Source organism: Mesorhizobium sp. BR115XR7A (assembly GCF_020165315.1).
In the GTDB taxonomy this organism is placed as follows: domain Bacteria; phylum Pseudomonadota; class Alphaproteobacteria; order Rhizobiales; family Rhizobiaceae; genus Mesorhizobium; species Mesorhizobium australicum.
Map to the genome: position 1 here is coordinate 1 of NZ_JAIUHW010000007.1, position 23,828 is coordinate 23,828.

The 23,828-nt window shown below is 56.2% G+C and carries 16 protein-coding genes and 2 pseudogenes; 9 read left to right on the forward strand and 9 right to left on the reverse strand.

The window, feature by feature from the left end:
• A partial coding sequence (locus LB557_RS16140; RefSeq protein WP_224713073.1) for an integrase core domain-containing protein occupies positions 1-274 on the forward strand: 274 nt, incomplete at its 5' end.
• A gap of 19 nt (positions 275-293) precedes the next feature.
• Positions 294-610: pseudogene (locus LB557_RS16145) on the forward strand (IS3 family transposase); the annotation flags it as partial.
• A 74-nt stretch (positions 611-684) separates the two neighbouring features.
• Here LB557_RS16145 and LB557_RS16150 read toward each other — a convergent pair.
• Entirely contained in the window at positions 685-2,460 is a 1,776-nt protein-coding gene (locus LB557_RS16150) for a hypothetical protein (RefSeq protein WP_152536216.1), read from the reverse strand.
• Entirely contained in the window at positions 2,457-6,038 is a 3,582-nt protein-coding gene (locus tag LB557_RS16155; RefSeq protein WP_051371313.1) for a DEAD/DEAH box helicase, read from the reverse strand. Before LB557_RS16155 ends, LB557_RS16150 begins: the two co-directional genes overlap by 4 nt.
• Before the next feature lie 49 nt (positions 6,039-6,087).
• Between LB557_RS16155 and LB557_RS16160 the strand changes: the two genes are divergently transcribed.
• Complete coding sequence (locus LB557_RS16160) at positions 6,088-6,705, forward strand: SLATT domain-containing protein (RefSeq protein WP_033838920.1); 618 nt, start codon at positions 6,088-6,090, stop codon at positions 6,703-6,705.
• Between the two features lie 1,425 nt (positions 6,706-8,130).
• Here LB557_RS16160 and LB557_RS16165 read toward each other — a convergent pair.
• The 3 genes from LB557_RS16165 to LB557_RS16175 form a co-directional block, all read right to left on the reverse strand.
• The gene (locus tag LB557_RS16165) at positions 8,131-8,577 is read right to left on the reverse strand and encodes a hypothetical protein (RefSeq protein WP_027062197.1); all 447 of its coding nucleotides are present in this window, start codon (positions 8,575-8,577) and stop codon (positions 8,131-8,133) included.
• 173 nt (positions 8,578-8,750) lie between these two features.
• Positions 8,751-9,071: a hypothetical protein gene (locus LB557_RS16170; protein ID WP_152536217.1), complete on the reverse strand. Its 321-nt coding sequence runs from the start codon at positions 9,069-9,071 to the stop codon at positions 8,751-8,753.
• Between the two features lie 189 nt (positions 9,072-9,260).
• Positions 9,261-10,952 (reverse strand): phospholipase D-like domain-containing protein, encoded by a 1,692-nt coding sequence (locus tag LB557_RS16175; protein ID WP_051371323.1) that lies wholly within the window; start codon positions 10,950-10,952, stop codon positions 9,261-9,263.
• 252 nt (positions 10,953-11,204) lie between these two features.
• On the opposite strand from LB557_RS16175, the gene LB557_RS16180 reads away from it, so the two are divergent.
• Positions 11,205-12,041, forward strand: coding sequence for a hypothetical protein (locus tag LB557_RS16180; protein ID WP_027033120.1), 837 nt, complete (start codon positions 11,205-11,207; stop codon positions 12,039-12,041).
• Between the two features lie 351 nt (positions 12,042-12,392).
• On the opposite strand, the gene LB557_RS16185 is transcribed toward LB557_RS16180, so the two are convergent.
• A complete protein-coding gene (locus LB557_RS16185; RefSeq protein ID WP_027033119.1) occupies positions 12,393-14,255 on the reverse strand; it encodes a glycoside hydrolase family 25 protein in 1,863 nt (620 codons plus the stop codon).
• A 38-nt stretch (positions 14,256-14,293) separates the two neighbouring features.
• A complete protein-coding gene (locus tag LB557_RS16190) occupies positions 14,294-15,304 on the reverse strand; it encodes a glycoside hydrolase family 25 protein (RefSeq protein WP_032932987.1) in 1,011 nt (336 codons plus the stop codon).
• 491 nt (positions 15,305-15,795) lie between these two features.
• Here LB557_RS16190 and LB557_RS16195 point away from each other — a divergent pair, with 491 nt between their 5' ends.
• Positions 15,796-17,532, forward strand: coding sequence for a metallophosphoesterase (locus tag LB557_RS16195; protein WP_051402052.1), 1,737 nt, complete (start codon positions 15,796-15,798; stop codon positions 17,530-17,532).
• Positions 17,533-17,714: 182 nt separating this feature from the next.
• Here LB557_RS16195 and LB557_RS16200 read toward each other — a convergent pair whose 3' ends face one another.
• Entirely contained in the window at positions 17,715-18,512 is a 798-nt protein-coding gene (locus LB557_RS16200; RefSeq protein ID WP_080680385.1) for a glycoside hydrolase domain-containing protein, read from the reverse strand.
• Positions 18,513-18,704: 192 nt separating this feature from the next.
• Here LB557_RS16200 and LB557_RS16205 point away from each other — a divergent pair, with 192 nt between their 5' ends.
• From LB557_RS16205 to LB557_RS16220, 4 genes and pseudogenes are all read left to right on the forward strand, one after another.
• Complete coding sequence (locus LB557_RS16205) at positions 18,705-19,820, forward strand: DUF3800 domain-containing protein (RefSeq protein WP_027033115.1); 1,116 nt, start codon at positions 18,705-18,707, stop codon at positions 19,818-19,820.
• Positions 19,821-19,929: 109 nt separating this feature from the next.
• The gene (locus LB557_RS16210; protein WP_032932986.1) at positions 19,930-20,859 is read left to right on the forward strand and encodes a S1/P1 nuclease; all 930 of its coding nucleotides are present in this window, start codon (positions 19,930-19,932) and stop codon (positions 20,857-20,859) included.
• Between the two features lie 149 nt (positions 20,860-21,008).
• Positions 21,009-21,601 (forward strand): annotated as a pseudogene (locus LB557_RS16215) (integrase core domain-containing protein); the annotation flags it as partial.
• A 903-nt stretch (positions 21,602-22,504) separates the two neighbouring features.
• Positions 22,505-22,939, forward strand: a complete 435-nt coding sequence (locus LB557_RS16220; RefSeq protein ID WP_140660712.1) for a hypothetical protein — start codon at positions 22,505-22,507, stop codon at positions 22,937-22,939.
• Between the two features lie 9 nt (positions 22,940-22,948).
• On the opposite strand, the gene LB557_RS16225 is transcribed toward LB557_RS16220, so the two are convergent.
• On the reverse strand, positions 22,949-23,809 hold the full coding sequence (locus tag LB557_RS16225) for an alpha/beta hydrolase (RefSeq protein ID WP_224642771.1): 861 nt from the start codon (positions 23,807-23,809) through the stop codon (positions 22,949-22,951).
• Between the last annotated feature and the right edge of the window lie 19 nt (positions 23,810-23,828).

The following is a 23,828-nucleotide window of genomic DNA, read 5'->3' on the forward strand; positions in this document are numbered from 1 at the left end:
TTTCTCTTCATCAGTCCGTCCTTCGATCAAGGGCCGGACTCTAATCTCACATGGAGGAAATTCTCAGTGGCAGGTCACCGAATGGAAGGAGGACTTCAACACCGCGAGGCCGCATTCCTCGCTCGGCTACCAGACCCCGGCAGCCTATGCCGAGGTCATCACCGCAACCGGCTCCGACGCTGTGCTGATGGAAGGCTCCGCGCCTCCGCCGGTTGCTCAACCCGCGCCACATGGCGTAACAAAAACGGTCGAGGCTCTAATCGCAGCTGGATGACAGTTCAGAGGCAGGTCACCGCATGACGGTTCGCTACGAGACCAGCAGGCCGGACGACCGCGAGGTTCGCGAGCGGATGAAGGCGATCGCGCAGGAGCGTCGCCGGTTCGGCTACCGGCGTCTTCTCGTGATGCTGAGGCGGGAGGGCCTGGTCGTGAACCACAAGAAGCTGTTCCGGCTCTATCGGGAGAGAAGCTCGCCGTTCGCCGCCGTGGCGGCCGCAAGCGGGCGATCGGGACCAGGGCGCCGATGCTGGTGCCGCAGAGGCCCGACGAGCGCTGGTCGCTCGACTTCGTATCGGACCAGCTCACCGACGGGCGCCGCTTCCGCATCCTTCCAACTTCGACGCTAACTTCATCGGTGGTTACATCAAAAGGCACGCCCACATCCTCGCATTCAGCAACAACTCCCTAAAGAAAGGCCCACCGCCCCCGGAGCCTATCAATAAGGTGGCTTGCGACCTGCGAACCTGACAGGTGAACGCCCAATTCCCCCATCGGAAGGTCTGGGCTGATTGTTGCAGAGCCCATGTTGAGACTCGTGATCACCACGTCATCCTCGCCCCATAGGAGGAACTTCGCGTGGAAACTCTCTGTCGGTGACACGACCTGAACGCCTCTTGCCAGTGCTTCTACTGCGACCGACATAGCTGCGCTGGCCTCTGCGATGGCACCGGAGTTCTGACTGTATACGACTACGGGGGTTAAACCTGTCCTCGAATGGAAGTGTTCAGCAGGAATTATTGCATTGGCAAATGCGGCATTTCCTAGCCGATCACTGGCAATCAGGAAGCGTTTTTCGGCGGTTCCACTCGCGTGGCGCAAGAGGGCTTCATGCATCTGGCCCGATACTACTCCCGCGGTCATTTTTCCTTGTTGAGGCTGAAGCCTGAGAGCGTTCCCCAAAAGGTAAAGTTCACTACCGACTTCGGGCCGAAAGCCGGGTTGCGCTATAAGTTTACAGAAGCTGCTAACCAGCTGCGCCACGATACCCGGCGATCGCAATATTGCAGTGACTTCGAGGCGATCAAACTTGCTGAAGAGCCAGCTGCAAGATCCTATTGCTCCGATCCAACCACCAAGCCCATCGTCCGCAACAATCAGTTTGGCATGCGACCCGGTGGAGCGCAGATGAATAGTGACGCTTCCTCTAAGAGAGTCATCACCCGAGATCGCCTTTGAGATCGCAGTCGCCTCCAAAAGAGTCTTTTCTTTTGGCTCGTTCGAGCTTCCGGCTCCCCAAAATATATCTATGCGCGCCCCCCTCCTTACAGCGCCACGCATAAGGTCAACGACATTGTCGAAGCTGTCCTTTTTCAAGAATGACGAGTGGAGGTATATTCGACGGCTGGCCGTCGCAAGAATGGCATGGAATGCATCCATGTGCTCTTGACCACCCACGATCAGGTCTGTGCGCGGATCAAAATCAATTCGGGCCATCAACGGCACGATCGGTTCGTCGTCCTTCGAAATGAGAGAGTTCATCACGACCTTCTTTCCCGATACGGGAAGCGAAAGGGCATAAACAACTTGGGATTTTAGCTGCGCAGGTGCCTTTGCTGGCAGACCCCTTAGATCATGACCGTCAGCAGTCACGATGATGTATTCGTCATCTCGCTCGATTAGAGTATCGCCATCAAAATAAATTAAAGTCTCATCAGGATTAAGAATCTCCTGAAATCTTGCTACATTTTGAGACGGACTCGTTTGAACCTTTTGTCCACGTACTTCGATCTCATGGACAGCGGCCCCACTCTCTTTGAAAGCCGTCAGCGCCCCAGCATTCTCGACCCGAACGTCCCTTTTAGGAAAGACCGTTCCAGTTATCTTATCGACCACGAAGGCAATCTTGCGAGAAAATCTTCGCTGAAGTGTGGGGATTTCCTCACCATGAAGGACAATTGCCGACCCATATGCGGTGGCCTGAAATGCCGGAACGCCATGCAGCAACACCGCTTCGATCAGCCGGAAGCGCATCATCCGGTAGACGATTTCCAGGATAACGCGCCTCGGGAGGTTCAACTCTCTCGCCATCTGTGTTGCTGATCGTGCCTTAATTGAAAATGCCCATAGGACAAGCTCATCAATGGCACTCCAGCCCCGTCCCTTCTCAAGAACAACCCGGGCCGAAACACGAAGAATGGGGATTGCGGCAATCGCCAGTGGACGGCTTTTGCTCGTGATCAAAATGTCACTCCTTCAAGAGCATCAGCCGCCCTAGTGACAACCGCCGCGGGTCCACCTCGGTATGCTTTTTGTGTAGTAAGGTACTCTAGCGTGTCCAGGAACAAACGTATGAATGCGAGGTCATCCTGTTCGACGGCGGAGGCGTGCCGCGTGCTTTCTTTTAAGAACTCCAAAGACCCGACGACGATTAGCTGCATTTTTGCCCGGCTTAGAAGCACGTTCATCCGTCGCGGATCTCTTAGAAAGCCGAGCGAGGCGACGCCATTGCGGTGATTGTTTCGTACTAAAGAAACGATCACCAAGTCTGCCTCGCTGCCTTGAGAAGAATCGACCGTTCCATGCATGCGGCTATCGTGGGTGAAACCTGAGAACTGCGCGATAGAACTCGCACCGCTATCTCGCAACACGTCCAAGTCTCTGGCCATACGCTCAACCTGAGCCCTATAGGGGGATAACACAGCCAGAGTGTTCAGGTCGGCAGGGGCGGGTTTCAAATCCGCGACCTTCAGACGACGGAGTATCTCTAAGACAATCTTGCGCTCAGACGGATTATGCCATCGTGGCCGCCCCTTCTCAACCGGCTCAGCTCGACCAGATCGGCTGGCAAATGGCATGTCGATGAAGACGATCGGCGAGCTTGGAATTTTACTATCGAACGTAAAAGGCAATGGTAACTTGGCGCTCTCAATCCTGTCATCACCTGTGTAAAGCCGGTTTTTGTAAAAGCAACGTGAGACCAACTCGGCGATCGCCGGATCCATTCTATGTTGGCACCACAATTCGCTTGATACAGTGCGTCTCTGCCCTCCAGCCACGGTGCGCTTACGCTCCTCCTCCTCAACGAGTGAACGAAAGGGCTCGAGCATACGAAGTGCGAGTTGTGTCGTCGTTTCTAACACCGCTTCGTCTCGGACGGCAGATCTTAGCTCATCCAAACCGCTTTCAAAGAACGTGGCTCCAAGTACATGTTCGACTTGCTGTAGTGCATTACGGACTGCGGTGTTATTTGAAAGAATTGACGTCAGCCGCTCCGCATCGAAGGGGGGGAGCTGATGATGATCTCCTATCAGCAGCCGGCGCCCTGACAGCGATAATGGAGCTATCAATTCCGGGCCTGTCGCTTTAGCCGCTTCTTCTATTAGAACCCAATCAAATTGCGCACCATCTTCACATAAACGCTCAACGTCGAAAGAGTTACTTGTTGAAAAAACAACGTTTGCCGATTCTAAAACTAATGCGTCTAATGCACGTAAGCCAATTTCCTCACGGCGGTTAAGCGGTCGGGTAACCTTGCCTTCATCATCAAATGTGGCGTGCAGCACAGCCTCTTTGAGCGACGAGATCCCGAGCTGCAAGGGGCCTGGAGCCTCATTTATCAAAGCTGAACTCAGAACCCGATCGAGATAGCTAGCCGCGGTCTTTCGAAGATCTTCATCCGTCGAGACTGAATCATCTCCTCCCCTAGACCGAACTATGATCGTTTCCGGCAGCGCCGCGACAACCTTCTTTCGGACGGTTGAGAGTAGGTGATCAAGTGCTTGATGGCTTTGAGCACTCAGGAGAATTCGGGCGGCTGGGTCGCCTTCAAGGCGTCGCCTGACTACCTCGGCGCTTAGTCGCGTTTTCCCGACACCTGGGGGCCCGACGACTAGATGGTTGGGCAATGTTTTCCAGATCTGTTCCAATGCTTCCCGCTTTGGGCCATCTAGGTCACGATATTCACTATCCTCTACCAAGACGTCCTGTGAGCTTCTTATCCGCCTTCTCAAGTCGACAAACAGCGATGCCAAATCCCGCTGCTCGCCAAGCGCCTTGGTTGTTCGCAAACGGCGCCGGATCAACGCTTCCGTCCCCGCTTCTCCGCTGCGCTTGAGAAACAGGTTCTTTTCGTCACGGATGAGATCCAGAACGTCAAACTCGTAGAGCGGAGAGCCGTTGGGGCCTTCCACTACTCCGAGAAAACGCGCCCTTATCTCGGTTGCATTTTTTGAGGATAATGTTCCTGATACACTGAGCCTCCAATCGACGTCAGTTCCAAGATCTTCTTTTTCGAATATCCGATCCATAACCTCGGCGGTGTTGCGCTCTTCAATTTCGGCCGCGAGATTGTCGCGAGCTGTACCCAAACGAGGGGCAAGGCGAACAACATTTCTCCCTCCATCCGTCTTCGCTGACGCGACGCTGACAGGCAGGATGTCCAACGATTTGACTAACGCCTCGACGACTTGAACAAGCAATACTGCTCGCTGCAAAGGCACGCTCTCGCGATTGATATCGTCGACTTTTGCAGGGACTATTGGAATAGTCCAGTCAATCGCCATACTTCTCAAGCGGCCGAGCAATGCCAGCGCGTCGTGCTTGTTGCGGGCAACTAGGACTTCGTGGTTAAGGCGATGAACCTCTCGATCGCCAGGCAGTCGAGCTCGATCCCTCGGAACGATCGAAACCACAGTAGCGATTTGCCAGGTGGGTGGACCTTCGTCCGTGAACTGTCGAACGCGGTACGAGAGAGCCTCTGTAATGATTGTCAACGTATCGAGCGTCTCCAAATCGTTCTGGTTGGAAACGACAATCTTGGCGCCACTCGCAATATCGCCCTCTATGTATGCTATTTGACCATCCAAATCGTCGATTGGGATGCCCCCATCAGTAGCCTGATCGATAGCTTCCGCCATTTTTCGGTTAGGACGGGCAAGTAGAATGAAGCGGGCCGCTTTCGTGGTCCCAAACCGGACGAGCTCGCGTAGTAGCGCGTCGACCGAACGCATGACCCAACGTGCATCAGCGGCGTCTTCTCTATGGGGATCAGTTAGTCGACGCAGAAAATCGATCTCGCCTTCGCTTAGATCAATTACGGGTCGGCCCCGTTGAAAAGGGTCATCCGACCGAAGCCGAGTCACGTCCACACCCAATATATCAGCAAAAAGCGCGCCTAGAGCTTTCCAATCGTCACCATAGGAATAAATCAGCCGGTCGATCCGCGCGCGCGCTTTCGCCAACATCGGATCAAGGGGTTTGGCCTCCCCCATGCCAACGCACCACTCGAAGCCTCCAAGTTTGAAGTCCGCAGAATTGCTGCCGTTCGTGAACACTGCATGCCGGTCAAGCCTTCCGTGAACCAGTCCCCGGGCATGCAATAGCCCTATGGCCTTTGCTAAGCGGGAAAGGTTGCTCCAAAGGATTGCTCGATTGGAGACGATGTCCAGCCCCTTCAGCCAATGGCGAGAGCTTAAGGTGCGCAGACGTGCCGCCAGCGGAGTGGCTGCGGCCTCATATACCACGCAAAATGAATCTGCGGTCTCGATCATCTCGATGATTTCGACCATGACTTCATCGGCGTCAGGATAGTTCATTACCCGATCAACCTGAAGCCTTTCATGGTTCCAGAGCTCCCTAAATTCCCCGTCTGCCTGATCTCCAGCTTTCCACCAGATCTTAAGTGTTCGATCTTCGCCTGTCTCCTTGACGACAGCCGTGATCAATCCAGGGCGTAGCTCTTCGACTTGAGGACGTTGTAGATAGTCTTCTGAAAGCGAGAAGGTATCTTCCAGTCGAATTCTCTGATTGCGTCGGGCCATGATTATCCACTATCTAGATCAATCCATTAATTCGCGAGTTTAGAAGATCATGCAACCACATCCCGGCAGAACCACCGACCCGCTCCTAGGAAAGATGTGGAAAACAAAAAGTGCCCGCTTTAACGCCCACACACGGCTCAAAGCGAAACAGTCGCTGTCCACCACAGCAACATCTTTCCTCGCCTTTTACCTGGTAATCGTGGCGCTCATACCTCTGCTCTATGAGGCAAGCCTCCCGCCGGGCGGACCGAAATTTCTGTCGGTTGTGTCCCTCATTATATCCATTTTCCTAATTATCATCACTTTGCTGGAGAGCGCCAAAAATTACAGCGGCGAGGCAGACGGGATGCAGAAGTGCGCGCTGGAGATTTCTGAAATATACAACCAATTTCAGGCGCTGACTTTGGAGGAAGCAAACAGCCGTAGACCTGAATTTAGCGCAACTTACAGTGATATTCTAAAGAAACACCAACTAAATCACAAAGATGTTGACTATATTAGATTTGAATTGATGTTCCATAAAGATATGCAAATTGGAATATTTTCTCTGACGTTAATGTTTATTCGCTACGTAGCTCTGATCATTGCAGAATATTGGCTTTATTTTGTACTAATAATTGGCCCCACGGTATTGGGCTATTGCTATAGATCAGAAATAGGGCTCTGAACAATTTGGTTTCCGCGTGTGCCCCATCCCTCGATAAATCGGCGGTTCGACAGGCGCGTAAGCGACGCCTAGTTTGATCTTACTACGAGTGAGCTGCGAAGGACATTCAACTTCAAAGTACGGGCAAAACCCGATGACGGTGTGAAGCCGATCGTGCTCTCCTCCCGTCCTGCGCATTCAAGTTGAACGCTCACTCAGGACGCTCAAGCCGCTTTATCAATCCCCCGAACCCGCAGGCATCGTCGTCCCCAGTGCACCGCCGGAGCTGCCCCTTTGAGCGCCAAACTCAGTTCCAAGGCCCGTTTCTTCGGCCCGAAGCAGGCAGAGCGTTGCTCTAGGACATCGCAGGATGAATGATCGAGGCTGAACTCGGCAGCGGGCAACTGGTGCCCGTGCCGGCCCTGCCGGTAAGGCATAGCCATTCCCACTAACCTATGCTCACCCAGGCATTTTGACGCGCAGATTGTAGATCTCAGCGACTATCTGGCGATTGAACGCATCGTCGAAAAGGTTACGAATCTGAACATCGACGTCATCGAGCTGGCATGGCTGACAACAGCTTCCTGGTATGAGATCGATGGCAACAGCTGGCTGCCCACAGCCCTAAAGGAGCCAAACGAGGCAATCGAGACGGTGTCGATCGCCAGCGAATGGGAGATGGTCCCATCAAGCGAGCCGGGACAGCGATGCCCCGGCTTTGCGTGTTGTGCGAGATTGGTCCCGGTATTGAACCGTCTCCGGCGACGGTCCCCTGGACTCGACCCTCGCGCTCAGCGCAATGGATGTGCGATTTTGCCCCATTTGCCTAGTATTGGTAGGTCAGAGCAAGCTTCAGCTGCTAGTCTCGTTACTGTCCTTGTCGGTCCCGTTATCGTAGGTCAAGGCGAGCGTGGACGTGCCAAGCCCCCCGCCTTCCGGTCCCTCGCACAGATCGTTGCCGAAAGTCGCCTTGCTCGCGCCTAACGCGTAATCCACCTCGGCATGGTAATCGTGCTGCCCGCGCCCATTTATGGGGTCGCGCAGATACTCAAAGGACGTGTTAAAGCCGATGCGCCCGCATAGCAACGGACCCGCCTCTTTCATGTTTTGGAAGAGGATGCCGTAGAGGGCGACCCTGCCTCCTACCCTCGGGCATTCCGCCAGGCGCGATGTAGTAAACCGTCTCGAAGTGATCTTTGCGGATGAAGAGCCGTTTGCGCTCAGCAGAGGCCTTCGCTTTCTTCGCCGGATCGTCGGCGCTAGGCGTTGGGGACGGCGGCTGAGGCTGTGACTTCAGGGCGGTGAGCTCAGCCTTCAGCGCGGCGTTCTCAGCCCGAAGTTTTGCGAGCTCACTGCTTTGGGAGGCAAACACGGGCTGTGTAGCCACCAAACCAATGGCCATCGCCGCTGCAGGTCTCTTCAAAGCAGACAGGCCAATCCCGCTCATCAGAGCTTACCTCTTGCTTCGTCGAGCTTTACCTTGATGCGGCCAACCAACTCGCCGACTGTGTTGATGTCATCAATATCGTTAGATTGAATCGCCAACCCTCTGTCGTTGAACTCCTTGATATTGTTGAAGACATTCGCGATAAGCGATAGAGGGGCGCCCTGAGAGATAATGTTGAAAGCGCTACCTGTCTTTAGGTCCGGTCTGTGGAAAAACGTAGCAAGCACTTTTAGAATGCCAGCGTTATCAAGCGGGGGCGGGATCTTCTTGAGGAGTGTATCGAAATTCGCCTTCTCAAGAACATCCGAGATCCGGTGGAGCGCCTTTGTATGGGACTCCAACGCAGTAACTAGCGCGCCTTGGTCGGAGATCCCTCTGCGGCGAGTCTTCGCTTCAACACGTGCTCCGCCAGGTGGCGCCGTAGCGCCACTTACTTTCCTAGCCATTGATGTCCCCCGCGCCTATTCGGCTCCCCCAGCCCTATGTATTAGGAGAGGCTAGCAACTTCGGGCAGAGATTTAAAGTACGTCAAAACAAAATACTTGAGAGAACGGTTCTGCCATCCACAATGGCGTAACGAGGGTCCTGCTTTGCTTGATCGACCGCAGCTTTGGCCGCGTCACTTGTTCCTCATTCTTCCGTTCGCGTCCGGTACGCCTATCTTGCCAGGGTGAATGGCAACCATGCGTCCATCTGGCCCCTGGAGACCCAAACATCCTTTGGCAATCGCGACCATGCGGCCATCTTTGCCCTGCAAACCCAAGGCACCGGATGGAATGGCGGTCATTCGTCCATCCTTGCCTTGAAGTCCAAGCGCGCCCTTAGGGATGGCTACCATGCGGCCATCTCTGCCCTGCAGGCCGAGCGCTCCTTTGGGAACAGCTACCATGCGGCCGTCACGCCCCTGTAGGCCCAGGCCGCCACGCGGGATCGGCACCATTCTCCCATCCCTGCCTTGAAGTCCTGTCCATCCGTCCGGGATGGCAATAGATGTTCCGTCAGAACCGGTCAGTTTTGTAGGCAATCAAGCCTCCCAGCCGGAAATAGCCGGCGCCATGGTGCGTTGTCGTGGACGATTGCGGATCAAAATACCCCAGAAAATCTCTGCGTTTTGGCCGGATCAAGGCGCCTAAGCGAACAACTCGCGGTCTCGGATCTTGAACGGATCTTTATAGTCCTCTGCCCACCACGGGTCTTCGCCAGCCTGAGGTGCTTTTTGCAGTGACAACGTTTTCTTGGCCTTTGCTGCGTCTTCTTGCGTAACGCGGAAATGATAGTCGTCGAAGATGCGCACCCCTTCCACCATGTACGATGTCGCGATCTTCTGATCGCGTATGAGCAACAGATTCTCCCCATTTTGAAGGTCTGCTGCGGCACTGAAATTGTAGGACCCGGTCCACACCCGAGCGTCGGGGGTGTTGAAATCGATAACCAGAAACTTGTGATGCAGGTTCGGCCCCATCCCGCTGGAAGGCTCGACCTTGAATGGCGTCGGCACGTGCTTGTTGAGCCGGGCGAAGTAGACCGGCGCCATATTGCCATTGGGCTTATGCACGATGACACCGGTGTTTTTGTCAGAAATTCCGTAGGTGAAGATCGGACTGTTGGTAGCAGCCTCGACGGCATCGGTCACAGCTCCGGGCGTGATACTTAGAAAGGCCAGAGAATACAGCAGGCAGGTCTTGGCCTTTTCAACGTCCTTGCCGATCTCGGCCAGGCGCGCGCGGGCTTTGTCATGGGGCGAAAAAGTGATGTTGGCATCGATGCCGGCCAAGCGGAGTGGATGCCAGTCAGGTGAGGGACTGCCTATGAATCCATCTTTTTTCCAATAATCTTCGAACGCTGCCTTGAGAGGAGCCACGGCTTGAGCTCCGGTCAAGAGCAAAGCATTGTTCGACTGGACATACAGACCGCGCCAGCTGAAATTGGTTGATCCGCAGACGGCGCGCGGCACCGCCGTGTCGACGATTATCATTTTGTTATGCTGCAGGCCGCCCATGTGTTCACGTTTGACGTTGCTGGAGCCTGCGGAGGCGATGAGTAATGTTTCGGACTGGGTTTCACCGCTAGTTTTTAGCCCGTGCTTGTCACTGTCATCAATGATGATCCTGAGGCGCGGACCGAGCGCCAGCAGGCGGTCCATGATCTCTTTCTCGCTCATGTCGTAAGCGACCATGCTGACCTTGGCGGTAGGGTCAGCCACCGCCGCATCCAGCAGGGCGAGAATTTCCTTGCGGGCCTCTAAACCCATCCATTCGTAGGCCTCTGCCGACTTCGGATGCGTTGGGACAAATTTAGTGCCTTGATCTACCCGGGCAGGCAGAAGTGTCTTTAGAGAGCCGCCATCCTGATACCTATCTACGAAAGCTTGAGATGCCACATAGCCCCGTGTGAACGCCACGTTGATCTGACCAGGATAGGTTTCCTTCCCGAGATCGATCGTCGCAGTCTGAGCTTTGCCCGGGGAAAGAGCTCCTGCGGGATCCATAAACAAGGGGGTGACTATAAAAGCGTACGGACCCGGCGGCGGGTCATCGTGCGGGAAAACAACCCACCTGAATTTCTGGATAGGCGCCTCGGTCGTCCGAAAAGTCTTATACCCCTTGGGATTCGGAGATCCTTCAAAATTGAGCCTGTTATAGACCGTGGAGGGTTTAGCCGCTCCCGGAGCTTGGTACTGGATGGCAAACCCCACGAAGCTGGTCGGCGGCTTTCCGGTTCGCCAGTTCATGGCGACCAGTGCCATTCTCTCGCCGCGATGAACCTTGAGCGTAAATGCGGCTTTAGCGTTGCTTCCAGTAGCCTGAAAATTGCTTGCCATGACCGTTCCCCCCATTACAGTCTGCGACAAAGCATGGTGACGCGTTTCATCGAAAAGTGCAATCCTGGACCTCGCACAAAGTAAGTATACGAATTCTGGAGGATGGCTCGAATGCTTCATCAGCAAGGCAGTGGAGTTCCTTACAAAAAGTGATAGGAATGCTCTCAGATGACATAGCGACGGGTGCTAAGGAGCAGAAATAAATCAAATGGTGGTGCTGACATTATCGCCGTTGAGTGGGGGGACTATTTTATGATGAAAGCACTTCGGACTGCGGTCTGTTTGCTGGCTGCTTTTGGAATATTGGCGCCAGCGAGGGCAAAAGTTCGTCAGCTTTCGCCGGCGATGCTGCAGCAACGGATCGCGGCGTGGGCGGAGCCTCACGTGAGCGAGGACCACCATGAGGGCCAGTACATGCGACAAGGGTGCAGCCACGCAAACCTGGAGCAGCTTCCCGACTGGAAAGGCCTGCCCGTTAAAGTCTGTACCTATACGGACACCCAGTTTCCAAAGAATCCGGTGAAGGCCACCGCATATCTGCTGTTTCCCAGTGCAGACCAGCTCGCAAGCTGGATCGTCAACGCATGCGTCGACGCCGGCCGGGATGACCTTACCACTTGCACGGGTCGGTTAGCATCACGCCTCTGGATGGCTTCGAATGCTCAGTTTCCAGTCGCTGGTTACGTCGTTGAGCCCGCTCAGGACAAAAAGTGGAAGTACCCGAATGAACCTTATTGCTTCCTTTTTCGTGACGGTGTGAGCGTGACGACCGCGAGCTATCCAGATACCACCCATGCGGTTGACAAGGCCTGTGGGCCCCCCGCTGCCGCTTTTGAAGCTCCGGTGAAGGCGTTTTCCTACGGCAGGCCAGTATCAGCAACACGCAAGTCTTACACAGCGGCCGGCGGCACTGGTGATGTCGGCGACGCAGACCTCCGATCGCCCCAATGGGCCTTCGCAGTCGGACAAGCGTTCCGGGCCGGCTGGCGAGCTGAAAGGAATCTACTGTTTCGTGCGGCGGTCGCGGACCTGAGCGCTTGCGATGGCAACATCTGGACCGATGAACGAATACCGAGTTCTTGCCAATAGGAGGCTCACCGAAAATCGCTCTCATACAATCGGTCGCAGGGTGGGCATTTGCCGGGGCGTCGCTCATGGCTGCGCCAACGTTCGCTACAACCCCCAACCGAGCCGACGTATTTTGCGTTCGAGCAGGCGCCACCCGGTTCCACCGGGCAAAAATCGAACCGTTTCGTTTTCAAACTGGTTGACGCGCGGCGAATGGCCGAAGCCGCGCCATCCTCAAACCAGGAACCAGCCTTCATGTGCAGGGAACAATTGACCCTCACAAGGTGCCGTACGATCCCGATTGGTCAATGTTGTGCGTCGAACTCGTCGACGAGCGGTCTCGGCAAATCTGCCTAAGTGGAATTGTCAGGGCTACTTGCTCGCAACCTCTCCGGCGATATTCGTTCCGCTCTTCCGAAATAGAGCGAACTGTGCCTCATTGCCGAAGAAATAGTTGAAATCGACGGCGTTCTGGCTGCCCGGAATGCGACCCCGGCCCGTGTATTGCCACAGGGTCCAAGGTTCGCCAGGGCCGATTGCAGCCGCGTTGGCACTGTAGTTTGCGATCCACAGCGGGTAATCCGCGCTGTCGCCAACGATCTCCTTCACGGAAGACGAGACCAGGTAGATGAGAGGCTTCTTCCCGTAGTAGTCTTCGAGATCGCGCGCCAGCTCGTATATTTTTGCGTGGGCCTTGCTGGCGGTGGAGCCGCAGTTTCCGACAAGGGGGTTGGGTGCACCGTTGTACCATTCCACGTCTATCGCAATTGGGAGCATGCCTTCGGTTCGCGGAACACGCTCCTTGATGTATGCAAACTGGTCTTGGGCTTCTTCGCAAAACCGAAAGGTATGGTAGGTGCCGACTGACAAGCCAGCGGCTCGAGCCTTGTCCCATGCGCGCTTGACCAAACCAAACTTCTGGTCTTCCTTGCTTTGGTCCTCGGGGTTCGAAGGCTTCTGGCCCTCGCTTGCCTTGAAATACACGAAGGATATGCCGGCCTCGCTCTTGATTTTCTCGAAGTCGAAACTGTCCTTTATGTTTCCCGGCGAGAGATCGATTCCTCGAATTGAGTAGGTCGCAGGCGTGTGGACGACGGTGATGTCGGAGCGACCCTCGATGGACGACCCTGTGAAAGCAACCTTGTCAAGGTTGAGCCCGATGTTTTGCCCGACCTTGTCGGCCAGGTCTTGTCCGGCAACGAAGCGATACGCGGCACGCTTGCCACCGCTGAACTCAATGGTGTCCACCATAAAGGGCGGGTAGGGCTGGCCGGTTTCGGGGTTCTTTCCGCCGAAGAAGTTCCGAGTATTGATCAGAGTTGTGACGTCCCGCAATGTGGGCGCGTACTGGGTCATGTCTAGGGCGATATTCCCGCCCGGATCCTGCGGTACGAGATCGGCGCTTGCGCCGTGCCAGGTTTCCACGGCTCGGAACAGATTCGTGAAAAACACGGTGCCGCTGCGATCTTTGAGCTCCCAGGCTTCGATACCGCGCGGAGCGGCCGCCGCGATCCACGCGGCGCTGCCCGGTGCGAAATCCTCTTCGTGACCGGCGCCGTCCTCGAACACGCTGCCGGAATAGCACGAACCTAGTAGCGCTATACTGGCCTGCGTGTATTGCGATACGTCCTGGAGAAGCCCGCGCAATTCGGCCAGTGAAAAGCGGTGGTCGTAGTCGAGGTCGCGATCATCGGTTATCTCGGCCAGCGCCAAGGCGCCGGTGCCCCCGCTGGTCCGCGGCTGCCATCCGTGCCCGTCAAAAATGAACATGAACCTGATCTTTTGGCCAGCGGCAGCTGCCGATTCGAACTTAGGGATATAGTATTCCGTGAAAATCTTCCTGATCCGATCAGCTGTGGCGTCGCCATTGTTCAGGACGATGGCCTCGTCGAAGCCCTGTCCCGAAATAAACTTGAGGATGGCCGGCTTATCAGCCTTGATGCCCTCCACCTCGTCTTCATCGACCTGGCCTTTGCGATAGTCCCACACCGAGACCACGAAGGCGTAGCTCCTGATAGCCTTATCTGGCAGGTCGATTGCCGCCATCGACTCCTTCACCAGCCAATTGACCTTCCTCCCAAGGTCATCTTGCCGGGTGTATGGAAATTCATCGAAGTACTTGCACCAGTCAGCGTCGGCCACCGATACAGGGTGGTTCTCGCAATCATACGCCGCTGAGGCGTCATCGACGAACGCTCCCAAAAGCAGCGCTACAAGCAAGGCGATCTTGCGCATCTGTCCCCCTGAGCTAGACGAACTTGTTTGCCGGCGGCTCAAACTGGGGCAATGCCGAACGTTTTGCGGAAGTCGGCCTCCGTGCCATAAAACACCGATGCGTCAACCGTCTTCTTGTAGTCCGGCACCTTTGCGGAAGCGGTATACTGCCAGAGCGCCGCCGGCTTCGACGCATCCGGGAGCACCGGCTTTTCTTGGATCTTGCGCCGAGGGTTATAGTCGAAGACCCAGAGCGGGTAGTCAGCAAAGTTCTTGAAGCGGTCCAGGGGCAGCGTCTGATCGCTAAACCAGCTCTTTCCCGTATAGAGAATGGGCGTTCTTCCCAAACGGCTCTTCAAGGTCTCGAGGCACTCCAGCGCGACTTCCTGGATATGATCCGCACCCTTGCCGGCCCAGTGGTCCGTCTTTCCCGTGCTCTTGTAGACGTCCCACTCGAGGTCGACGCCGGGGGCCATGTCCTCAGGGCCGAGACCGTGGGGGTCGGCATTTTCGAGGCATTGAATAAACCAATCCGCCTGCTGCTTGCCCTTGGCTCCGTAAGCCAGGAAATGATATGGACCGCGATAGACTTTGGCATCTCCCGTCAGGCTGCCGCAGCGTTTCCAAAAATCCGGGAATCTTTTATCCCTGATGTCGTGCCGCTGGCTTGTCTTCATTTGCACGAAACGAACTTGCTGGCTACGCAACTCGTTGAACGAGAAGTTCGGATCCGTGTAGTGACTGATGTCGATGCCGAACATCATGTCTGCGGGCCGAGGCGTTTTTGGATCGGTCACGCACTCATTCCGGGCGTTGACCTTGCAGTCATACAGGGCGTCGTCAGGGAAACTGAATTTCGCTGGGATCGCGAGTGTCCCACCGTTGGCAGGATTTGCCGCATCCCAAGGTTTGACGAGGTATTCGTTGAATATCTCACTTCTGGTCAAATCGTCAGTCGGCAGCTGGCCCGCCGGGGCCTTCTTTGCCAGCGAATTGTTTGTTCCGACATAGATTGCCGAAGCCAAGGTGGATAACAAAACAGAGCGGCGATTCAGTCTAACGGCACACATTTCTTCATCCCCCAAATGTAAATGGAACCTGCGGGTAGAATGAACTATCTGATCCGCTTTGCATACGGGCCTTATGCCCCAAGAAGGTCGTCCGCGCCGGGCCGGGTGTGAAAAAGCGGTTCCCGGACAGGGCAGGAACCAACTGAAAAGGCTAGCGATTTGGCTGTGAATATAGGAGATGATAGAAGCTCAGCACATGTCGTATTCACGAAAATGTGACCCATGCAGAGACTTCGGAGGCGATCAAGTTGCTGGCCCCAATTGCCGCCCGTAAGCATTGCGGCCCGAAAGACAAGTTGCAGCCGCCTTGCGGCGCGACTGGCCATGTTAAAATCGTATGACTGATCGCCAAAATGTTTGGGGATTATGTTGAATTACAGTCCTTTTCTATAGAAATAACGATATGTTCCCACTTTGCAGAAACTGCGATGGGGGGAACCAACGTGCCGACGCCGCCGCCCGATCTAGCCGGACTCGCTCGATACCCCAAGATGACGGGTTGGTTCAGTCCAGGGCTCTTGCTGCGACTGTTGTGGCGCGTCGTCCTCTCGGATCTTTTCGGCCAATACGCGGACAGGCGGCTTATCGTGGCGGCCCTCGACACGGTGCCCGAGGACGAACTCGTGAAGCGGGCTAGGCAATTTTTGCCGGGGCAAGACAACCAGGAAGTTTGGAACTTCGGTCCCGATAGCGACGGAGCTGTTTGGGTCGACTTCGTGGCCGATTTGGGAGACGGGTTCGATGCGACCTACGCGATCGCGTCGCTAATTAGCCAGGAGAAATTAACCGTCGGCGGACAGCAGACGAGGCGCGGGCAACTCCTGGTCATGGGAGGCGATGAAGTTTATCCACGTGCCGCCTCCGAAACCTATCAGAAGCAACTCCGCGATCCGTATGACTGGGCCTTTCCAGACCCTAATCCGGGGCTGCTCAAGGGGCCGCCGGTCTACGCAGTACCAGGCAATCATGACTGGTATGACGGTCTCGTTCTGTTTCTTGCCCTGTTCTGCCGCAAGGACCACATGCACCTTGGTGGCTGGCGCACACATCAGCGCCGGAGCTATTTTGCCGTGCAATTGACGGATCAGTGGTGGTTGTGGGCGATCGATGCCCAGCTCGTGGACGATGTCGATCAACCCCAGAAAGAGTACTTCCTCGAAATAGCCAAGGCGATGCCTGACAACGCGAAAATCATTCTCTGCGGGCCGGAGCCGGGATGGCTCTATACGGGCAAGGCTGGGAACAGGGCGCTTAGAGTCATGAGCTACATTGGATCGATCGCCTTGAAGCAGCGCCGTGGGCTGACAATTCCGCTGGTGCTGTCCGGCGACACCCATCACTACAGCCGATACGTCGCTGACGACGGCAGCGCGCAGTTCGTGACGTCGGGCGGCGGCGGGGCCTTCCTTCATCCCACGCATCAGGTCGAGCCGAGCGTTAATCTCGACCGGGTCAGTGATGGGTATTCCTGGCTGAGCGGGCAAATCAAGGGGCTCCGCCTCGGCGCGAATGAACAGGGCAGGGAGGCGGTCTATCCCTCGAAGGCGGACAGCCTGTCGATGCTGCGAGGCAACTTTGTGTTCGTTGCTTACAATCCGGCATTCGCGCTCGTCCTGGGATCTGCCTATTGGCTAATATCGCTCATGGGGAAAGCGCTGACCTATGACATCTACTATATCGCCCCTATTCTGCTGGTCGCAGGTTTCTGGGGATACACAAAGAACCAGGAAGGTGGTGGCGCCAAAACGGGGCTGGTGTCGTTGGCGAACGGAATTGTACACAGTCTCTGCGTCGCGGCAACCGTAACTCTGGTCGCTTGGTTCAATGGCCGCTTTGGCGGACTGGGCGGGTGGCCTCGGACGTCCTTCCTGCTGACCGCTGCCGAGACGATCCTGATCGGCGGCTTGGTGGGTGGCTCGCTATTTGGCGCCTATCTCTACGTGACGTCGCGTTGGCTCAACATGAACCACAACGACGCCTTCAGCTCCATGCGGCGCGACAGCCACCGCCATTTTCTGAGGATGAGGATCAAGGGGGATACTGTTACCGTCTTCCCGGTTGGACTCACGGATGTTCCGAAACGGAGAGATTGGCGGCTTAATTCCGAGAAGCTGGGAAATCCGGCGCCAGTCTACACGCCGCAATCAGCGCTCAAGCCGCAACTGATCGAGCAGCCATTCTCAGTTGGAGCCACACCGGCTCAAAACGATACGGACAGCCTAGCATAGGTCTAGACACGCTCCATTGGCCGTATTGAGCAGGATAACACCTGATGGCAATGGGTGTTTCATACAAGCTAATATATCACAGTGAAAAGTCAAATTTGTACAAGTGTAATTACGGCACTTAGAAAATTAATCAAAACCAATAGGTTGTGAAAAATTGGTTCTATAATAAATGTAGGGACACCTCATTTCAATGTTTTAATATTTAGTGCCGCCGCAATGCAAGCGGTGTCCGACGGATCAGCTGCCAGCGAGCGCGACAAATCATAGGTCCCATCACCGCCGGGTGTTCCTTTTATAATCGCAAGTTTCTGTTTTTGCAGATACTGAGTGGCTATGCAGCGAGACGTGATGAGGCCTGTTGGATTGTCGTCAGAGTCGTAGCTTACCGCCGCCACAGGCGCAGGTAACTCAACCGACCATAGTGCGCTGCTGAGGTTCTTCAGCCAATCGGCCATGCTGTAAGATCCATAGAACCCAGGGTAAAATTTCCGGCTTTTCACCGCTTTGATCCAATTGTTGAGGTAGGGGGAAAGCTGCAGTTCCCCTGCCGGCTTTTCGATGTCCAGGTACACAACAGAACCTTGACCGAAGCCAACGTCCGTCATGAATTGCGCCGCCTCCAGTCCATGCTTTATGCCGAGCTCCGGCTTCGAAACCATCAGGCTGAGATCTCCGCCGATGTACGTGGGAAAAAAGCCCCAGCCGCTCATAGCCAGATCAGATCGCCGATCATAGGTCCAGGTGAGGTCGGGCGTACCGCGGACATGGTTGAGATAGAAGCCGACAATATCGAATTTGAGCTGCTCGCGGAGCTGTTTGATGGCGTCGTCGCCCGGGTATGAGTAGCAGTCGACTGCGCTGTAAGTTCGCGGAGTTTTATCGTCTGCTCGTGCAGTGGGGACGTTGCCCGATGGCAACAGCAGCGATGAAGCCGCTGACGCAGAAGCTGAGAGGAATGCTCGTCTGGAAAGGCGTCCCATGGTTCGTCACTTCGCCCTTACTGGCCGGTCCTCTGGCATTGTTGTTGCTTGGATTAAATATTGCTATCGAAAGGTCTTGCCTCGCAAGTGCGTTAGTGTGAAAATATCGATACTCTCTAACTATTTGATAATATTCGTATAATATCCATTATGTTAAATCGGGATGCGAGAAGCGACCCACAAAGGTGAACCGTGAGTGACGTGAACATGCTTCGGGACCCTACGATCGCACTCCACGGTTTGGTCAAGGCTGATGACGCTTATGCCGTTTACTACGATGAAACGAACAACATCCGCCGACTGCATGTCCGCGCAGACGGTCTCAACGAGCGAGACCCAAAATGTTTCGTCATTGCCGGTGTTGCACACCGAGGACCGCCTCGGCCGATATCACTGGAGGCTCTTCGGTCGGAGCTTAGGATCCAAGCCAGCGCCAAAGAGATCAAACTGAAGCACATCGCCACTGGTAGCTTTCTGGAGGCGCTCACCTCGCCAAAGATGGAGGCCTTCTTAGCTTGGCTGTCAGCCCAGGATTTGTACACGCACTTCACCGTCCTCGACCCGCTGTACTGGTCGATCGTCGACATCATTGACTCGATCCTCGCTGAAGCCGGCGAAAATGCTCTCCTACCTTGGAACCAAGCCCTCAAGAACGACCTCTATACGGTCTTGCGACACGACTATGAGACCACCGTCGACATGTTCCGCCGCTACACCTACCCGGACGTGGGCAGAGCCCGGCGCCGGGAGTTTGTCAACGAGCTCCTGGATCTGTTGACGCATCGCGCAAACCTTCTCCCGCCTCTGCGACGAAACATGCTGAAGGGCGTCCTGCAAATCGCCACCCGTCTTGACGCCCTGCCCTTCCTCGAAGACGAGACGCCAAATGTCCTGATCGAGGGTTTTGGTCCGTTCTATCTAGAGCGCATTGCCATGCTCAAAAACTCGACCCACATTCTCGACGACGAATACGGAGTCGAGCCCTATCTCTCCGGACTGGGGCTCACGAACGGGGCCAAGCCCTTGGCGAACTACCGGTTCGCGTCATCCCATGACGAGCCGGGCATTCAATTGTCTGACGTCGTTGCTGGTCTCCTTGGAAAGTTCTTCACCTACGTCTGCGTCACGGCCGGCGAGGAGCTTGTTCAGGACCGTCAGAATCTCTCTGCTCAGCAGACCCGCACGCTGGAACGTTTGGCTGCGCTTATGGAACAGTCAGTTGAAGAGAACGCAGTATTTGCCCACTACATCTTGAGCGAGCGTGACAGGCACGGGGCAGCGTTCTTCCTGGATAGAACGGGTTCATGAGGGCTACGCGAACGCACTATGCGGCCGAGGTGGGTTACGACGCCGCAGTCAGGGGTAAATGATTGATCATCGACGCCTCCGAACGGCGTGTCTCTACGGGAGGAAAACCATGAAAGTCAGAGAAATTATTGCGGCGGCGGTGGTCCTGGCGTCCCCCACGCACGCCTTCGCGTGGGGTCAGGAAGGTCACGCGGCCGTTGCCGAGATCGCGCAGCACCGCCTCACCTCATCGGCTAGTGATGTCGTTCAGCGGCTCTTGCGGGCGCATTTGGGGCTGACAGGTCAGCAGGTCGTCTCGATGGCGTCGATTGCCAGCTGGGCTGACGACTATCGGGCAGACGGACACAAGGATACCAGCAACTGGCATTTTGTTGACATCCCGCTGGCGTCGCTGCCCGGAGGATCGAGCGCTACAACCGACTATGATGCGATACGTGATTGTGCCGATGACGCCACCTATGGAAGCTGCCTTCTAAAGGCCCTGCCCGCCCAGGAAGCGATATTGTCGGATGCAACAAAGGATGATGAATCCCGGTGGAAGGCCTTGGCGTTTGTGATCCACCTGACGGGCGACTTGGCCCAGCCCCTGCATTGCGTTCAACGCGTTGATGGGAGCCAGAAAGACCAGGGAGGAAACACCCTGACGGTGACCTTCAACGTCACCCGGCCCGCGCCCGACAACTCGACTTTTAGGGATTTCACGACCTTCCATTCTGTCTGGGACACCGACCTCATTACATTCAAATACTACGACTGGGGGCTGGCGGCCGCCGAGGCCGAGAAGCTGCTTCCGACCCTCGCGGCCGACCTGCTGGCCGACGACACACCGGAGAAATGGCTTGCCGAATGTCACCGCCAAGCCGAGGCTGCGTATCAGGCCTTGCCGGCAGGAACCCCGTTAAAGTCGGATATTGGTCATCCCGTGATTCTGGATCAGGCGTATTTTGAAAAGTTCCATCCTGTAGTCACGCAGCAACTGGCTTTAGGCGGCCTGCATCTGGCTGCGGAACTGAATGAGGCGCTTAAGGGCGGAAAGTAAGGGTTATCCCGCCCTCGCCTCTCGACTCAAGCAATGCGCACGACGATCTTCGGATCGGCGGCAAGGACCGACTGCGTAATCCCAGACGGTCAGCTCCGATCCTCTTTGCCCATTGCAGCAGATGTTGCGGTCGGTAGGAGATGTCGGCCCGCCAGCGAGCCATTGGAACGCGGGCACCGATGATGGTCCCCGTTGCACCCAACGACCGTTGGTCACTGGACTTCGGGTCGGATCAGCTGACCGATGGCCGTCGCTTCCGGATATTGACCGTCGTCGACGACTGCACGCGCCGGTGCCCAGGGTTGGTCGCGGATACGTCTCTGTCCGGCGTGAGGGTTGCCCACGAACTCGATCGGTTCATGATCGAACGCGGCAAGCCGAAGATGGTGGTCAGTGACAATGGCAGCGAACTGACCAGCAATGCGATCCCTGCCTGGGCCAATGCAAGCCGCGTGGACTGACATTATATCACGCCGGGCAAGCCAATGCAGAACGGCTTCATCGACAGCTTCAACGGTCGCCTCCATGACGAACTGCTGAACGAGATGCTGTTCACCTCATTGGCACAGGCTCGCGCGGTCTTGGCCAGTTGGCGGGCAGGTTACAACTTCAATAGCCCACATTCGCGGCTCGGATGGCAGACCCCTTCGAGTTCGCCCACACCTTCCCCCCGCGACGGGACGCAGCGCTGCGCACGATGATCAGCTCCGCGCCTGTGCCCGTCGTTCAAACCGCCCAATAGGGCAACGTCATTGCGTCCCATTCGCCGCTTTGAAACGCAAAAACCGCCCCGGTTAGACCAGGACGCTTATTGATTTATGATGAAATTGGTTGCGGGGCCAGGATTTGAATCTGCTGACTTCGCTTGCGAAGTCCCTTCAATAGACGAACTCGGTTGCAGCGCTGTATTGGCGGTAGCGCTCTCCCGACTCGACCCCCCGCATCATGGGATGTCATTGAGGGGGACGAACTGGGCCACCCCAAGTAGCAACCGCTATCGGCTTGTGAGATAAGGTGCAGGTATGCCGGCGTCGTAGCGTGCAGAGCGAGGTTTGGGAACCAAACTAATCCACAGAAATATTTAGTTGGTACTTCTGTTGGCACGCAGGGACGATGTTGGAGGCCAAACATTTGTAAACAAAGTCAAATTTGTTTCTCTTGGATTCCGCCTCTGGGCACCATCATTTTAAAAACTCCAAGCGCTTATGGCGTGACCACCTGATCGCTATCAATCGCATGCGCCTGTTGCACGGGCGTTCGCGTGTCGTCGCTTAGGTTTTCTTGTCGCCATCGGGATTTGGTGCCGGTGCCTCTCGCACGTCTCGTGGTGGCGGATCGACATGCTCAGGCTCTGACGGTGCTTCCTTGTCCGGCCGACGGACGGGTGGCTGCGGGCCGGGCTTCGGCCGTGGTTCTTGGATCTTGGCTGGCATATCCAGTTAACCGCAACCACAGGCTCTTGTTCCCTCGTGTCTTAAAGAACCGGGAGGCCGAAGCCTTCTGTCGGCTTGGTGCGGGTGCCCGCCCTGTCACAAAGATCGATGGACGGAACGACTTTGCCTTCGCCGGGCTTATGGAGGATTCAATTTGCTTGGTGATCCCACAACCCTAGGGCAAACTCCCTGCCGGGGCTGCAGGAGGTGAAATGAGAGCACGCGCAGCAACGCTTGGGGATCTCGAGGATGTCTTCCATGGCCTGTCCAAGCGGATGTCGGACGAGTACGCGGCGGCCGGCAAGGACAGCAAGATCGCCTACGACAATCTGATGATGAATTTGAAGGAAGGGCGCGCGCACGCGCTTGTCGAGGGCGAGAAGGCCGTGGCGATCATCGCGTGGCATGAAAACAGCGATGCCGCCGATACACTGTTCGCCGCCCAGGAGGATTTCTTCCGCGGCTCGACCGTCCGTTTCTGCAAGCGGCATATCAGGCATATCCAGGCGCTTGCCGGCAACCTTCCCATCCACTCGCGCAGTTGGCTCCAGGGGCCCGATGTCGCCAGGTGGTTCGGCATTATCGGCTATGTCGAGCGCGGCCAGGAAAACGGCGCAAAGCTGTTCGAACTGCCGCCTGCGCGCTGAATAGAAATTCTACCGCACCGCGAATGCCGCCTGCACCGCTCGGTTGACCGTCACCGGCAGGATCGACATGTGGTTTTCGCCGGCATGGAGTTCGAAGCTTGCCCGCAGGCCCGGGAGCGCGTCGAGGCGTTCCGCCATCGCCCTGGCGAATTCGTCGGTAAGGATGAGCTTTTTCTGCGCCAGGCGCTTTTCCTCGTCTTCCGCGCCGACCTGGAACGGCGCCAGCTTTTCGGTCTCATACTCTCCGGCCGACAGGATTACGTCGGCCTTCAGGCCTTCAGGAACAGCGGCTTCGAACCTTTCGAGAAAGCGGTCGATAACGCGATCTTCCCAATAGATGGCTGGGCTGGCCGCAATGAAGGTGCTGAATGAGAGCGGGCGGGTGAACAGGGCGTAGAGCGCGAACAGGCCACCGAAAGAGTGGCCGTACAGTGCCTGGCGGCTCTCATCGATCCTGGACCGGCTGGCGACCCACGGCTTCAGCTCGGCTTCGATGAAGGCCAGAAAATCCCCCGCCCCGCCGGTCCTGACTTCCGGCGTGCCCTCGTGGAAGGGCGGATAGGTCCTGCCCGGCGGTGGCCCCAGATCCCATGAGCGGCGCAGCGGGTCATAGGCGCCCTCGACGGGGTAGCCGATGGCGACGATGACGCCCCAGCCGACATTGGTGCCGGCGGGATAGAAGGCCTGCGCGCGCATCGCGTCGACCGCAGTGCCGATAACGGCGTTGCCGTCGGTCATGTAGAGCACCGGCCAGCCGGCCTCGGGCATTGGCCCCGACGGCACATGGATGAAGACCCGCCAGGGATCGCCTCCGCTTTTGCCAACGAAGTCGTGGACGGTGGTGTCGGCAATCAAGGCTGGCGTCGCCATCGGCTTGGATATCTCCACG